The 14693-nt window shown below is 67.9% G+C and carries 12 protein-coding genes; 8 read left to right on the top strand and 4 right to left on the bottom strand.

All coding sequences use genetic code 11. The features are described from left to right. Positions 1 to 53: 53 nt before the first annotated feature. The gene (locus tag GS4_RS08315; RefSeq protein ID WP_007619508.1) at positions 54 to 1361 is read right to left on the bottom strand and encodes an NtaA/DmoA family FMN-dependent monooxygenase; all 1308 of its coding nucleotides are present in this window, start codon (positions 1359 to 1361) and stop codon (positions 54 to 56) included. Between the two features lie 206 nt (positions 1362 to 1567). Between GS4_RS08315 and GS4_RS08310 the strand changes: the two genes are divergently transcribed. The 5 genes from GS4_RS08310 (at position 1568) to GS4_RS08290 (ending at position 8400) form a co-directional block, all read left to right on the top strand. Further along, the gene (locus tag GS4_RS08310; protein ID WP_007619506.1) at positions 1568 to 2593 is read left to right on the top strand and encodes an ABC transporter permease; all 1026 of its coding nucleotides are present in this window, start codon (positions 1568 to 1570) and stop codon (positions 2591 to 2593) included. After that, a complete protein-coding gene (locus GS4_RS08305; protein ID WP_007619504.1) occupies positions 2590 to 3441 on the top strand; it encodes an ABC transporter permease in 852 nt (283 codons plus the stop codon). The genes GS4_RS08310 and GS4_RS08305 overlap by 4 nt, the downstream gene beginning before the upstream one ends. Next, positions 3438 to 5090: an ATP-binding cassette domain-containing protein gene (locus tag GS4_RS08300; protein ID WP_007619503.1), complete on the top strand. Its 1653-nt coding sequence runs from the start codon at positions 3438 to 3440 to the stop codon at positions 5088 to 5090. Before GS4_RS08305 ends, GS4_RS08300 begins: the two co-directional genes overlap by 4 nt. Positions 5091 to 5185: 95 nt before the next feature. Beyond that, positions 5186 to 6901 carry an ABC transporter substrate-binding protein gene (locus GS4_RS08295; protein WP_007619501.1) on the top strand — a complete coding sequence of 572 codons (1716 nt, stop codon included), beginning with the start codon at positions 5186 to 5188 and terminating at the stop codon, positions 6899 to 6901. A gap of 131 nt (positions 6902 to 7032) precedes the next feature. Then, entirely contained in the window at positions 7033 to 8400 is a 1368-nt protein-coding gene (locus GS4_RS08290; protein WP_007619500.1) for an MFS transporter, read from the top strand. A gap of 21 nt (positions 8401 to 8421) precedes the next feature. Here the strand turns inward: GS4_RS08290 and GS4_RS08285 are convergent, their stop codons facing one another. Continuing rightward, positions 8422 to 9915, bottom strand: coding sequence for an alpha/beta hydrolase (locus GS4_RS08285; RefSeq protein ID WP_007619499.1), 1494 nt, complete (start codon positions 9913 to 9915; stop codon positions 8422 to 8424). A 199-nt stretch (positions 9916 to 10114) separates the two neighbouring features. Between GS4_RS08285 and GS4_RS08280 the strand changes: the two genes are divergently transcribed. Continuing rightward, entirely contained in the window at positions 10115 to 10720 is a 606-nt protein-coding gene (locus GS4_RS08280; RefSeq protein WP_007619498.1) for a TetR/AcrR family transcriptional regulator, read from the top strand. Positions 10721 to 10753: 33 nt separating this feature from the next. On the opposite strand, the gene GS4_RS08275 is transcribed toward GS4_RS08280, so the two are convergent. After that, on the bottom strand, positions 10754 to 11086 hold the full coding sequence (locus GS4_RS08275; protein WP_007619497.1) for an ArsR/SmtB family transcription factor: 333 nt from the start codon (positions 11084 to 11086) through the stop codon (positions 10754 to 10756). Positions 11087 to 11174: 88 nt separating this feature from the next. After that, positions 11175 to 11816, bottom strand: coding sequence for a TetR/AcrR family transcriptional regulator (locus tag GS4_RS08270; RefSeq protein WP_007619496.1), 642 nt, complete (start codon positions 11814 to 11816; stop codon positions 11175 to 11177). 299 nt (positions 11817 to 12115) lie between these two features. Between GS4_RS08270 and GS4_RS08265 the strand changes: the two genes are divergently transcribed. Together GS4_RS08265 and GS4_RS08260 are read left to right on the top strand one after the other, a co-directional pair. Beyond that, positions 12116 to 13681, top strand: a complete 1566-nt coding sequence (locus tag GS4_RS08265; RefSeq protein ID WP_007619489.1) for an amino acid permease — start codon at positions 12116 to 12118, stop codon at positions 13679 to 13681. A 54-nt stretch (positions 13682 to 13735) separates the two neighbouring features. After that, entirely contained in the window at positions 13736 to 14635 is a 900-nt protein-coding gene (locus GS4_RS08260) for an urea amidolyase associated protein UAAP1 (RefSeq protein ID WP_007619487.1), read from the top strand. Positions 14636 to 14693: the final 58 nt, after the last annotated feature.

The raw sequence follows: 14693 nt of genomic DNA, 5'->3' as shown, positions 1-14693 counted from the left end.
GACGAACCTTGTCGGCACATGTCTCGTATTGCCCCGGCTCACGGTCCTCTCGCTCACAGCCCGAAGTGCCCACGCAGCGTCGACGTCGTGTACTGGGTGCGGAACAGCCCGCGGCGCTGCAGGATCGGCACGACCTCGTCGACGAACACCTCGAGTCCGTGAGGAAGTTCGTCGAGCATCAGGTTGAACCCGTCGCAGGCGCCCGAGCGGAACCAGTCCTCGATGTGGTCGGCCACCTGCTCGGGTGTGCCGACGACGGTGACGTGCTGACCTCCTGAGGCCAGGAGTCGGGCGGCCCCGCGGGTGTCGAGATTGCGTCGTCGTACGAACTCCAGCAGCACCTCGCGCTGGGCGCGGGCGCCCGACACGGTCCCGTCCGCGGGGATCAGATCCCACGGCAGCGGGCCGTCGAGTTCGAGCACCTCGATCGGGACATCCAGCCGTGCAGCGAGGTTGGTGATCTGGACTTCGTCGGGGATCAGGTCGATGAGTTCGTCCTGTCGTCGCCGCGCCGCCTCCTCGGTGTCGGCCAGCACGATGATCAGGCCGGGGAGCAGCTTGACGGCGTCGGGATCCCGGCCGGCGGCGGCGGCAAGCGCACGGACCTCGTCCCGTCGTCGTCGCGCATCGTCGATGTCGGAATGAGCGCAGTACACGGCGTCCGCCGCGCGCGCTCCGAGTGCCACCCCGTGAGTCGACGCGCCTGCCTGGATCAGGATCGGTCGTCCGTCGTCCAGCGGTGGCGCCTTGAAGCGTCCGGACACCCGGAAGTGCTTGCTGTCGTGCGCGATCGCGCGGATGGCTCGGGGATCGAGGAATCGACCGGTTTCGACGTCGGCGGACAGCGCTCCCGGCTGCCAGGAATCCCAGAGGTCGGTGACGACCTCGACGAACTTCTCGGCCCGGCGATAGCGATCCGCTTTCGGGAGCGCCTCGTCGGCGGAGTGCAGCCGTGCCGCAGCGTCACCGCCGGTGACGACGAAGTTCCACCCGACGCGACCATGCGACACCGCGGCAAGCGAGGCGAACTGTCTGGCCAGGTGATACGGGTCGTTGTACGACGTGGTCGCGGTGACGATGAGACCGATCCGCTCGGTCTGTGCTGCCACCACCGATTGCGCAACGATCGGATCGAGCAGTCGCGCAGGCGCATTCCAATCCCTGGCCTGGAGGTCGGGGGAGTCGGCGAGGAAGACTGCGTCGAGGAGTCCCCGCTCGGCCACACGCGCGACCGACAGGTAGTGCTCGACGGTCGAGAAATAGGCACCACCCTCCGGTGCTCGACGCCATGGGCTGCCGATGATCCCACCCGGGATGAGGTTGACGTTGAGGATGGCGTGACGTCGCGCGTCGGAACTCATGTCCGCCACCGGACCGGCGGGACAGGGCCATCGAACATCGGAGTCTTCTTCCGTCAGCGGGCGGTGAGTCCTCGAGGAAAGTTATGTACTCACCATTGGTGGGAACATATTTTGGATTGGCTTGATTTTTGTACTCGCCGTGTGGATGAGCCGCGTTTATGTTTCACCCACCAGGGCCGACCTCGGTCAGCCGAGAGGGGGAACACGTGACGTCGACGATTGCCGCCGACCCGACGAGGGGCACCGATGCGGTCGCCGTGCCGCCGACCGATGTGGTCGGGGGAGTCGGCGCGCGCAGGTGGTCCCGCGCGCGGCGGGGCCTGGTGGTCGTGCTCTCCGCGCTTCTGACCGCCTGGGCCGCGGTCACCTTTGCTTTCCTGGCCATCCATCTCGCGCCCGGCGACCCGGTCACTGCCGTGATGGGCGACTCGACCAACCCCGACCTGCGGGCCCAGGTCGCGCGGGACTGGGGGCTCGATCGCCCACTGCTCGTGCAATACGTGAACTACCTCGGCGACCTCTTGCACGGCGACCTCGGCTACTCGTACGTCCGGGGCGAGGCGGTCGCCGACATCCTGTTCGGAGATCAGCTGCGTGCCACCGCGGAACTGGCCGGGGTGGCGCTGGTGTTGGTCGTCCTCCTCGCGCCGACTCTGGCAGTGCTCACCGCGGGACACCGCACCTGGTGGTCGCGCGGTGTCAGCGGTGTCGAGATGTCGTTCGCATCGGCTCCGACGTTCTGGGTCGGCCTCATCCTGATCTGGGTCTTCGCATTCACGCTACGGGTGCTCCCGGTGACCTCTGGGAACGACTTCCAGCGTCTCATCCTCCCGGCGCTGACCCTGGCCCTGCCGATCGCGGCGGTCCTCGCGCAAGTGATGCGGGGCGGTGTCGAGCGCGCACTGGAGCAACCGTTCGCGGTCTCGGCGCGCGCCCGGGGAGTCGGTACGCTGCGGCTCCGACTCACGCACGGCCTGCGGCATTCACTGATCCCGGCCGCCACGTTGGCCGGCTGGGCGGTCAGCGGACTGCTCACCGGGACGATGGTCGTCGAGGAGGTGTTCGGTCGGGCGGGCCTCGGTAGGGTCACGGTGGAGGCCGTGACCTACTCCGACCTCCCGGTGGTGCTCGGTGTCGCATTGCTCACCGCCGCTGTCTATCTCACGGTCAGCGTGGTGGTCGACCTGACGTATGCGTGGATCGACCCGCGACTCCGGGAGGACCGCCGATGACCACCCTCACCCTCGGCCGTCGGTGGTCGGTGCCGCTGCCGCGTGGCCCGGTCGGCGTGTGGATCGCGGGAGGCTTCCTGGCGGCACTCGTGGTGGCCGTTGCGTTCCCCGTCGTGTTCGCGCTCGGCGACCCACTGCACACCGATCTCGCCGCCGTGCACAACGCGCCGTCGGTGGCACATCCGTTCGGGACCGATCAACTGGGCCGCGACGTGTGGACCCGCGTCGTGTACGGAGCCCGGCTGTCGGTGTTCATCGGCGTAGCCGCAACACTCGTGGCTGTCGCCATCGGCGTGCCCCTGGGGCTGGCCGCCGGTCTCGGCAACCGCGCGGTCGACATCGTGCTGTCCCGGTTCTTCGATCTGCTGGGCGCATTTCCCGAGATCTTGTTCGCCTTGGTGTTGATCACGTTGACCGGCAGTGGGACCGCCAACCTGATCATCGCCATCGGTATCGCGTCCGCACCGCGGTTCGCCCGCGTCATGCGTGCCGAGACCGCCCGCGTCGCCGGCGCCGATTTCGTCACGCACGCAGGCCTGCTGACCCGATCGCGTGCGCGCGTCGTCTGGCGGCACATCTTGCCGAACGCGATCGGCACCCTGCCGGTGCTGATCACCCTCGGTCTCGGCACGTCGATCCTCGGTGCGGCGGCCCTGAGCTTCCTCGGCTTCGGTCCGCAGCCGCCGACTCCTGAATGGGGAGCGATCCTGTCCGAGGCGCGTGACGACCTCCGTATCGCCTGGTGGACGGTCTTCTTCCCGGGCGTCGCCATCACCGCGACCGTGGTCGCGACCACCATCGTCGGTCGCGAGGTCGCCCGACGATTCGAGCGGAGGACCGCGACATGACCATTTACGAACCGTCGACCAGGACGGCGCCCCCTGCGGTAGGGCTCGCCGATGCGAGGGGATCCCGATCGGCCGCCGACCCGCAGAGCGCGGCGCGCGCCACGAGCCCAGATGACGTCGTGGTCCGGATCGCGGGTCTGCACATCGGGTTCCGCGGCGACCCCGACGTGGTCACCGGGGTGGATCTCACGGTGCGGCGCGGCGAGGTCGTCGCGATCGTCGGCGAGTCCGGATCGGGGAAGTCGGTGACCACCCGCAGCATCGTGGGACTCGCAGGTGACGGCGCGCGTGTCCGCGCCGACCGTTTCGAGGTGCTCGGCGACGACGTGTCGGATCTCGGTGAACGTGACTGGCGGCGATTCCGCGGATCGCGCATCGGACTGATCCTGCAGGACGCACTCACCGCGCTCGACCCCCTGCGCACGGTCACCAAGGAGATCACCGAGGGGCTGTCGTCGGTCCCGCGTCGGGAGCGTGCCCAGCGGGTGGAGAGCCTGCTGACCTCGGTCGGCATCGACGATCCCGCCACCACCCGGGCCCGACGGTCGTTTCAGCTCTCCGGCGGACAGCGGCAGCGCGCATTGATCGCAGCGGCGCTGGCCGGCGACCCGGACCTGCTGATCGCCGACGAACCGACGACCGCACTGGACGTCACCGTGCAGGCCCAGATCCTCGAACTCATCGCGACGCAGGCGCGCGCGGGTCGTGCCGTCATCCTGGTCAGTCACGACCTGGCCGTCGTGTCCGCGCTCGCCGACCGGGTCCTTGTCATGCAGGGTGGGCGCATCGTCGAGGAGGGCCCGACCCGCGACGTCATCGACCGGCCGGTCGCGGCCTACACCCGTGAACTGCTCGCGGCCGTGCCCGGCGGCGCGGCGCGGCCTCCGCTCCGCGAGGTCCCGGGGGCCGTACCCCTGCTGACCGCGCGTGGCCTCCGAAAGAGCTATCGCTCACGCGGACAGACGATCCCGGCGGTCAGCGAGGTCTCCTTCGAGGTGCATGACGGCGAGGTCCTCGGTATCGTCGGCGAATCCGGATCGGGCAAGTCCACGATCGCGTCGATGATCACCGGATCCGCCGGGCGTGACGCGGGTGAACTCCTCTTCCTCGGCGCACCGCACCCGGCACCCGCACACGTGGGGCGGATCGGGTTGGTCGCCCAGGACTCGGTCGGTTCGTTCGATCCGCGTCACCTGGTGCGTGAGATCATCGCCGAGGGCGTCGGTGCGTCCGCGACCGCGCCGGAGAACCGAGCGGACCGGGTGCTCGAACTCCTGGAGGCGGTTCATCTCCCGCCCGATGTCGCCGCGCGCCACCCTCGCGAACTCTCGGGCGGGCAGCGACAACGGGTCAACATCGCCCGCGCCCTCGGTGCCGATCCCCGCCTCATCGTCTGCGACGAACCGGTCTCGGCCCTGGACATCTCGGTACAGGCGCAGATCCTCGACCTGCTGCACGAGTTGACCGAGAGTCGACGTCTCGCACTGGTGTTCATCTCCCACGACCTCGCCGTCGTCCGCAGGCTGTGCCATCGCCTGGTGGTGCTGCACCGCGGTCGGGTGGTCGAGGAGGGACCCGCGGAACAGGTCTTCGAGGCACCCGCCGACGCGTACACGCGCGATCTGCTCGCGGCGATCCCGACTCTCTGACGATCACGCGAAAGAGATGAATCGCGCTCGTCCCTGATCTCGGCCGGTCACCCGACCCGTCGGTCCGTCCCCATCCACCAGAAGGATCTCTTCCGTTGCGTACCAGACTGTTCCGACTGATCATTCTCGCGCTCAGCGCGGTCCTGCTGTTGGCCGTCGGTGCCTGCACCTCCGACCCGGAACCCGGGAGCGGCGGTGGCGCGCCCGCGGGTGAGCCCGCGCCGGGCGGCACCTTCACCGTCGTCCTACCCAAGGCGCCGGACCGCGGACTCAACCCGCACTACGGTGCGGCGTTCGATTCCGAGCAGGTCTTGCGCAACGCCTACGACAGCTTGATCTCCGAGGACCCGGAGGAGCACTTCCACCCCTGGTTGGCGAAGTCGTGGACGGTCTCACCCGACGGTCGCACCTACGAGTTCCGACTCCGCGACGACGTGACCTTCACCAACGGCGAGAAGCTCGACGCCGCTGCGGTCAAGACCAACCTCGACGTCTTGCGTGACCCGAAGTACCCGGCCTGGACGAACAACGGCCTGCTGCAGTTCTCGAGCGTCACCGACGTCGCGGTCATCGACCCCTTCGCGGTACGGCTCACCCTCTCCCAGCCGCGCGCCGACCTGCTGTCGTCGCTGGCCGGTCTCGGTGGCGCCATCGTCGCGCCGAGCACCCTCCGCGCCGACAACGCGACGCTGACGGCGGGATCGAAGCTGATCGGCTCGGGCCCGTTCATCATCGATCGGGTGATCCAGGGCCAGGAGATCCGATTCCGTAAGAACCCGGCGTACAGGTGGGGGCCGGGAACCGCGAAGCACCAGGGCGCTGCGTATGTCGATCATCTGGTCGTGAAGTTCGTCCCGGAGGCTTCCACCCGGGCCGGGCTGCTCCGCAGCGGCGAGGTCGATGCGATCGGAACGGTCAAGGCCACCGACATCCCATTGTTCCGCGACGTCTCCGGCTTCCAGTACGCCCAGACCGGCTCGGCGGCGTCGCCGTGGAACATCATGCTCAACGTCACCAACGGCGCCACCGGAGATGTGCGTGTGCGGCGGGCGATCTCGCAGGGCGTCGATCTCTCGGCGATCGTCGACTCGGTGACCAAAGGAACTCAGAAGCGTGCGTGGAGCCTCATCTCGCCGGACAGCAAGTACTTCGACGCCAAGTACGACAACCGTACGAAACCCGACCTGAGCCGCGCGAAGGAGCTGTTGGACGAGGCCGGCTGGAAAGAGTCGGGCGACGACGGTGCACCTCGGACGAATGCTGCCGGGCAACGACTCCGGGTCCGCCTGCTCGCCAGCGTGCCCAACTATCCGTTGGACGACGTGCTGAAGGCATGGCAGGCGCAGCTCCGTCAGGACCTCGGCGTCGATGTCGAACTGCAGTACGTCGAGAACGCGCAGATCTACGATCTGTTGGCTGCCAACGACTATGAGGCCTTCCCGCGCCAGGTCGGTGGGCTTGACCTGTCCCTGCAGCTCAACCGCGCCTTCGGCACCACCCGACCCGACTTGACCTTCGGGCAGGTCGACGGCATCACCCTCGGGTCGGTCGTCGGTGGATCGAAGCTGTCCGACCGGCAGGTCGACCGTTGGCTGGTCGACGCGACCCGGGCGACCGATCAGGGCACCCGGAAGGCATTGTTCGACAAGATCACCGGGCGGATTCTCGATCAGGCCGTGGCAATCCCGCTGTACACCGACCGCAACAGCGTCGCCGCGACCGGCAAGGTGCACAACGTCACGTCCCTGTTCGACCCGCCGCGCAATGCGGTCAACGGGTGGGGTTACGACATCGCGGTGCAGTCCAGGTAGGCGAGGTTCGGGGGCGGCGCCGGCCATCGGGTTCCGATGGTCGGCGCCGACGTCTGCGGGGTCGTCCGTGTTGCGGCACTACGATGTAGATGGTAGCTACTAAGGTCATCGTACCTACGAAGGGAGCTCCCATGTCGGCCTCCGCAGGCGAGACCAGACCGACGCCCTCATCGACACCCGGCGCAGCCGGCGCCGGTGTCGCCGATGGGGCGGAATCCGGCCCGGCGCACCCCGGTGTCTCCGAGCCCGGCAGATGGACCCTGCCGATCGTCCTCGCAGCCCAGTTCGTCACCCCGACGGCCATCGCAGGCACCGCGGTGGCGCTGCCGTTGATCTCGCGCGACCTCGGCTCGGAACCGACTGCGCTGCAATGGGTGGTCAACGGATTCAACGTGGCCTTCGCGCTGGCCACGCTGGTGTGGGGATCGCTCAGCGATCGCATCGGTCATCGCACCACCTTCGCCGCGGGGGCGACCCTGGTGACGGTGGGCAGTGTCGCCAGCGCTCTCGCGCCGACCCTGCTGCTCCTCGACCTGGCCCGCGTCGTCGCGGGGATCGGGGCCGCGGCGATCCTCACCGGTTCCAGCTCGATGCTGTCGACGACGTTCACCGGTGATCGCCGAACGCACGCCTTCGCGATCTTCGGGACGGTGAACGGACTGGGACTCGCGCTCGGACCCACGATCTCGGGTGTGCTCATCGCTGCGACCGGGTGGCGTGGAGTGTTCGTCGTCCACGCGGTCATCCTCGCGGCGGCCGCGATTGGATCGCGCGTCCTCCCGGCCGCACGCGTCACCGGGCAGAAGACCCCCGTCTTCGACGTGTCGCTGCTCCGCAACCGCGAGTTCCTCGCGATGTGCCTTGTCCCGGTTGCCGGCTCGATCGGATTCGTCACACTGCTCACGTACCTGCCGTCGGCCCTCTCGGGGATCAAGGACATGTCGGCGGGCGCCGCGGGATCGATGATGCTGGCGATGACGATCCCGGTGTTGATCGCACCGATCGTGGTGGCACAGCTGGTCACCCGGTTCCGCGCACTCACCGTGGGGGTGATCGTCTACGTCAGCCTCGGGGCACTGATCCTCGGCAATGCGGGGATGCTGCTCTTGGCCGAGAACCGCTCGGTGGCCTGGATCGTGGTTCCGATGATCCTGCTCGGCCTCGGCTTCGGCCTGCCCGTCGGGTTGGTCGACGGGCACGCACTGTCGGTGGTGCCGAGTTCACGCTCGGGAACCGCGGCCGGTGTGCTCAACTTCTTCCGCATCGGCAGCGAGGCGGTGTTCGTCGCCGGATACGCCGTCGTGTTGTCGACGCTCGTAGGCGTCCACCTGAGCGGAGTGGCGGCGGCCGACACCGCTGCAGGACAGTCCGGCCACGCCGACGTCTACCGTTCGGCATTCGACTCGACGGTCATGATCCTGATCGGTCTGCTCGTGGTGGTCACCGTGGCGTTCGTCCTGGTCCGCCGCCGCCGAGTGGCAGACGGCCATCCCGCCTGACCCGGAGCGTCACGAGCACCCTCACGCGGGACAGGTTCGGTCGTGTTCGGGCATGGTCCCGTCGACCAGGTAGTCGGTGATCACATCCTGCGCGCACGGGTTCTTGCCGAGTCCGTAGACACCGTGGCCGCTGCCGTCGACGCTCAGCAACGTCGAGCGTCCACCGAATGCGTCGTCGATCTGCACGCCGTTGTGGTGCGGTGTGACCGGGTCTCGCTGATGCTGTACCACGAGGACGTTCGTGGGCCCCTCGTCGTCGACGGCCACTGGCGGCTCGGTCTGGTCGATCTGCCAGAACGCGCACGGCATGATGTTGGCGGCTGCCGCACCGAACAGGGGATACTTCTGGCGGTCTGCTTCGACAGCCCGCCGGTAGGTGTCCGGATCGGTCGGCCATTTCACGTCGTTGCACGTCACGGCGAGGAACACCGACCAGTTGTTGTCCATCTGCCGGGCGGCCTGGGTGATCGCCGACGGAGCGTCGTTGGGTTCCCGGTCGCGCATGGTCCGCCAGCTGTCCGCCGTGGCGCCGTAGGACGCAGGGTTGTAGAGGGATACGAACGTACCCAATCGAAACGCGCGACCGTCGACCCCGTCGACCGGATCGCGGTCGAGCTTGCCGGCGATCCTGAAGTAGCTCTCGCGAACAGCCGCAGGTGTGTTTCCGAGACCGTATCGAGCGTCCCGCGCCGCAACCCAGTTCGCGAAGTCCGGGAAGGTCTCCTCCATGCCGAGGGCGTAGCGTCGCATACCGTCCCGGTCGAGGTGTGTGTCGCCGATGTTGCTGTCCAACACGATTCGGTCGGTGGCATCCGGGAACATCGATGCGTATGCAGCGCCGAGCGCCGTGCCGTAGGAGTATCCGAGGTAGTTGCCCTTCTCCTCGCCGAGAGCAGCGCGGATGCGATCGAGGTCGCGTGCCATGTTCGCCGTCGTCACATGCCGCATTCGGCCGTCGTCGTTGGCCGCGCAGCGTTCGGCGACAGTGTGTGCCGTTGCCGACTGCTCCTCGAAAGCGCGCTCATCGTAGGCATACGGTGGTACGGCACCGTAGTACGCGACGTCGGATGTGAAGCCGCAACTGATCGGCGACGAATGTCCGATCCCCCTGGTGTCGATGCCGATCAGATCGTAGCTGTCCTGTAGTTCTTGCGGAATTCCCCTCTGCGCCAGGAAGATCGGCTGGTCGAGTCCAGAACCGCCGGGACCGCCGGGATTCAGCATCAGCGAACCGCGCCGGGCCTCCGGCTTCGTCGACGCGAGCCGCGAGATCGTCAGGTCCAACTGCTGCCCGTCCGGATCGCGGTAGTCCAGAGGTACGGGCACCGTGGCGCACCGGAGGCGGGGCGGGCCCGCGTCCGGATTCTCGACGCCGTCAGGGCATGCGGACCACGCAAGTGTGGCGTGGCTCGCCGGCTGCGGACTCTCCCGCGCGGAGTCGTGCGCGGGCATCGATGAACAGCCGGCGATCAGGAGGCCCGTCACTGCGAGGGCCGGTGTCAATCGGGATCTCATCGTCGTGCCGTCCTTTGGGTCGAGTCGGTCGGGTTGTGGTGTCGGGCAGGCGGACGACGCCCCGCGGCCGTCCTTCCAGCACGCTGTGCTGGTCGCGCAGAGACGACACTAGCACAGTGTGCTAGCACGCTGTGTTGCTAGAATCGGCGCAGCGCGTCGGCGGCATGATCGATACCCGCCCCTGACGAGGAAGAGAGTGATGACGGAGAAACCGGTACTGGACTCCAGGGCGAAGGTGATCATCGCTGCGTGCGAGATGATCGGCGAGAACCCGGCATCGACGCTCAGCGTTCGGACGGTGGCCGCACGCGCCGGTGTCAGCATGGGTTCGCTGCGACACCACTTCCCGACGCAGCGAGCGTTACGTGATGCGGTTCTGCGGACGATCTACGACGTCGCGACGTCGGACGACGAGGTCATATACGACCGATCGGTGGCCCCGCGCGAACGACTGGTCCACTGCTTACGACAGATTCTCGCCCCGCAGGTCGGGGACGAAGCCCGACGGGCCTGGACGACGGTGTTCGACGCCTTCATCGCGACCGAACCCACCGACGAGACACGGGCGGCGTACCTGACGATGGCGGCCGAAGGGACTCGGCGGATGGAACATTGGCTGACGGTTCTGGACGAGGAGGGCGCACTCGTCCCCGGTGACGTGAGGCAGCACGCGAACTTCCTGAATGCCGTTGTCAACGGCGTCTCCATCGAGCGGGCGCTGCCTACCGAGACGTCGGTACTCGAGAGGGAGACCGCCACGCTGTACCAGGCCGTCGATGCTGTGCTGAGAGCAGTCGACCAGTAACAGTCGTCCGGTGCGGTCGCGCCTTGGCGGACGTCAGACCTTCGTGCGGGTTGCGGAATCGCCGGCCAGGACCGTGTCGAGCAGGCCGGGAAAGGCGCGGTCCATGTCGTCGCGACGTAGACGCGTCATGCGGCCGTTGCCCACGTCCCGCTGCCAGATCAGACCTGCCTTGCGGAGGACGCGGAAGTGGTGTGTCCGCGTCGACGGTGCCCATGGCATGCCGAACTCGCTGCAGAACTGTTCGGTCTCCGGCGGTTCGGCCGCCAACTGCGCGATGACGCTGCGCCGGTTGTCGTCGGCGAGCGCATGCAGGACCGCGGTCAGGTCGTACTCGTCGACCTCGGGATGTCCGTCGGCGTCGGCCATGGCACCTCACTCAACACATGGGGGAAGCTCGCACACAGAAGAGCTACGACGACCATGGTACCCAGCCGAGTGGGTGGGCGGATGGACCCTAGGGTGTGGCGAGAACGGCCGCGATCGCCTCGACGAGGGTGTCGACCAGCCCTGGTGCGGTCTGGTCGCCGAGTTCGCCACGCTGTTCGTCGGATCGCACCATGATCACCGACTCGACGAGTCGGAACGGCAGCAGCCGTCGGTTGTCGGTGTCGCTGCCGAGGGTGGCGGCAGCGAGGGTGGCATAGGCGGCCGCCAATTCGGTTCGAGCGGCGCGGAACTCGGCGAAGCGCTCGTCACCGATCTCCGGGAGCAGGTACAGGACTCCCAGATTCCAACGTGAGGTCGCCAACTGGGTGATGTCGAAACGGGCGAGGTCGAGGAGCCGCTCGACCGCGGGCCCGTCGTCGGCCAGAAGAGTGCGGGCGCGTTCCAGCGATGCCACGACGGTGGACTGCAGCAGCGCCACCAAGATGTCGTCCTTGGTGGGGAAGTGGTGGTAGAGCGACGCCTGACGGATCCCGACCGCATCGGCGATCATCCTCGTCGACGTCCCGGTGTAGCCCCGGCCGGCGAAGAGTTCCGCTGCGGCATCCAGGATCTCGTCGCGTGCGGTCGCCCCGCGGCGGCGTGCTGCGACCAGCCGTGGGCGACCCGGGCCACCACCGGCAGAAGCAGTTCCTGCGGAACTGGCGGCCATCGTTTCTCCCGTCGTACATCCGGCGCAGGATGAGACTCTCGGTGTCGAGCCCAGGACATCGACCCTAATCGGAGTCCGTGGGAAAAGGGTCGCGGACGCCACGGCGATGTGGCCGGCGCCCCCTCGTCACCGGCCTCGTCACCGCCATCGGCGGTCCCCACCAGCGACGCGTAACAGAGACGTTGCGCGTGGTAGCAGCTCGGCAACATTTCTGTCATTCGACAGAAATGGCGGACCGGTTATCTGTCAACCGACAGAAAAACCCGCTCGACGGTGAGCCGCACGAGAGAGACCACGCCATGACCTCCATCGCTTCCCCGCCCCCGTCCTCACCGCCTGTCCCGAGCGCCCCGCCGGCCCCGTCGGCGACCGTCGCGGACGCCGCCGACCTCTCCGAGTTCGGCTACGACCAGCAACTGCACCGTTCGCTGGGCAAGTTCGCCTCCTTCGCCGCGGGCTTCTCCTTCGTCTCGATCCTCACCACGATCTTCCAATTGTTCGGTCTGGGTTTCGGTTTCGGCGGACCGGCGTTCTTCTGGACCTGGCCGATCGTCTACGGCGGCCAGCTACTCGTCGCACTGTGCTTCGCCGAGATCGCGGCGCATTACCCGATCTCCGGCGCCATCTACCAGTGGTCTCGCCGGATGGGTGGTGAGGTCATCGGCTGGTTCGGCGGCTGGTTCATGATCATCGCCCAGATCGTCACGGCGTCGGCGGCGGCGATCGCATTGCAGGTGGTGTTGCCGACGGTGTGGAGTGGATTCCAGATCATCGGCGATGATCCGACGCTCACCAGCACCAGTGGCGCCTCCAACGCCGTCCTGCTCGGCTCGGTGCTCCTGGTGGCGGTCACGATCATCAACTGCGTCGGCGTGAACTGGATGAGCCGCGTCAACAGCATCGGTGTCACCTGCGAGCTCGTCGGTGTCGTCGCAGTGGTGCTCGCCTTCTTCACCCACGCCCAGCGCGGACCCGACGTCGTCTTCGACACCGGGCTCGCCGGTGAACAGCCCGGCTACATCTGGGCCTTCATCGTCTCCGGGCTGATGGCCGCCTACGTGATGGTGGGGTTCGGTTCGGCCGGCGAGCTCGCCGAGGAGACCCGCAACCCGCGCCGCGTCGCGCCTCGCACGATCCGGATGGCGCTGACCGTGTCGGCGATCGGCGGTGGACTGATGCTGCTCGGCGCGCTGATGGCGGCCCCGTCGCTCGGTGACGAGCTCGCCGCGGGCGGCATGCCGTATGTGATCGACTCCGTGCTCGGCAGCTTCTGGGGCAAGGTCTTGCTCTGCGACGTCGCGGTGGCGATCTTCATCTGCACACTCGCGATCCAGACCGCCTGCTCGCGACTGATCTTCTCGATGGCGCGCGACGGCCGTCTCCCGGCCTCGAAGACGTTGGCGCATGTCAACTCCCGCACCCAGACCCCCATCGCCCCGTCGATCCTGGTGGGCGTCCTCTGCATCGGCGTGCTGGTGGTCAACGTCGGCAACTCGGCCATCTTCGCGACCCTGGCCAGCGTCTGCATCATCCTGATCTATCTCGCCTACCTCGCGGTGACCGGCCCGATGCTCTACCGCCGGTTGCAGGGATGGCCCAAGGGTGGGGTCGCGGTCGACAGCGACGGCCGGAAGGTGTTCTCGCTCGGCCGGTTCGGCATCGTCGTGAACCTGCTCGCGGTGGTGTACGGCGCGCTGATGGTGGTGAACCTGGCGTGGCCCAGGGCCGAGGTATTCGATCCGGCCGGCGAGATGCCGATCCTGCGCTGGGCCGGGCCGATCTGCGTGGTCGCCACGATCCTGATCGGCATCGCCTGCTTCCCCCGCGGCAAAGAGCATCCCAAGCCGGTGTCGACGGCGGTCTGAGCCCTGCTGTCGATCCTGCGCACCACCACATCCCGACCCTCAGGAGGACCACCGATGGGCATCATCACCGAACCGGCCGGCACGGCGATCACCAACAGCAGCGACAGCACTTGCACTGGCACCACGTCGACCACCGCGGGCGCACGCGATCACGCCCGGGCCCAGGCGGGGACGATCACCGACTCCATGCCGGTGGTCCCCGCCACCCGGTGGCCCCGACCGCCGGCCGGGGTGGATGCCGACGAGCTGGTGTGGGCAGAGACCGTCCCCGGCGGCCGGTACACGGTCAAGGTCGTGGCACGCGGCACCCGACTGAGACTGCGTGACATCGCCGGGACCGCGTGCGCGCACGTGATGCTGTGGCGCGCGGACGCGCCGTGGGAGCGGCTCAACGTGGCCGACACGGTCAAGGTGCCGTGGCAGGCGTACCTCGGCACCGGACATCCGCTGCTGAGTGACCAGGGACGCGTACTGGCGACGGTCGTCGCCGACGACTCCGGTCACCACGACGCACTCTGCGGGACATCGACGTTGGCCGGCAACATCTCTCGGTACGGCGCGGGTGAGGCTCATTCGGCCAGCCCCGCCGGCCGCGAGATGTTCGTCCTTGCGGCTGCTAAACACGGCCTGACCCCCACCGATGTCGCGCCGTCCCTGTCGTTCTTCCACGGTGTGGTCGTCGAATCCGACGGGACACTGACGTCCAAGGGATCGGCGGGCATCGACAAGAGCGTCGAGGTGATCCTGCACCTGCCGTGCATCGTCGCGATCGTCGACACCGCACATCCTCTCGATCCGGCCCCGACCTACGGGGTCGGGCCGGTCGAGGTGGTGGCGTGGCGGGCCGACGACGACCTCGAGGACCTCGTCGCCGCCGCTGCCGACCGTGATCCCGAATACCACCGCGCGGTGGTCAATTCCGAAGACGCCTGGATCGCGTCACGGTCGCACTGACGCCGGAATGCGCTGACCCACTTCACCCCGATCGACCCATTGCTCACCCGACTGCAGG

Origin of the sequence: Gordonia soli NBRC 108243 (assembly GCF_000334455.1) — a bacterium.
GTDB classification, from domain to species: Bacteria; Actinomycetota; Actinomycetes; order Mycobacteriales; family Mycobacteriaceae; genus Gordonia; species Gordonia soli.
Note: the sequence above shows the minus strand (reverse complement) of the source record. Positions and strands in the feature narration are given on the sequence as shown.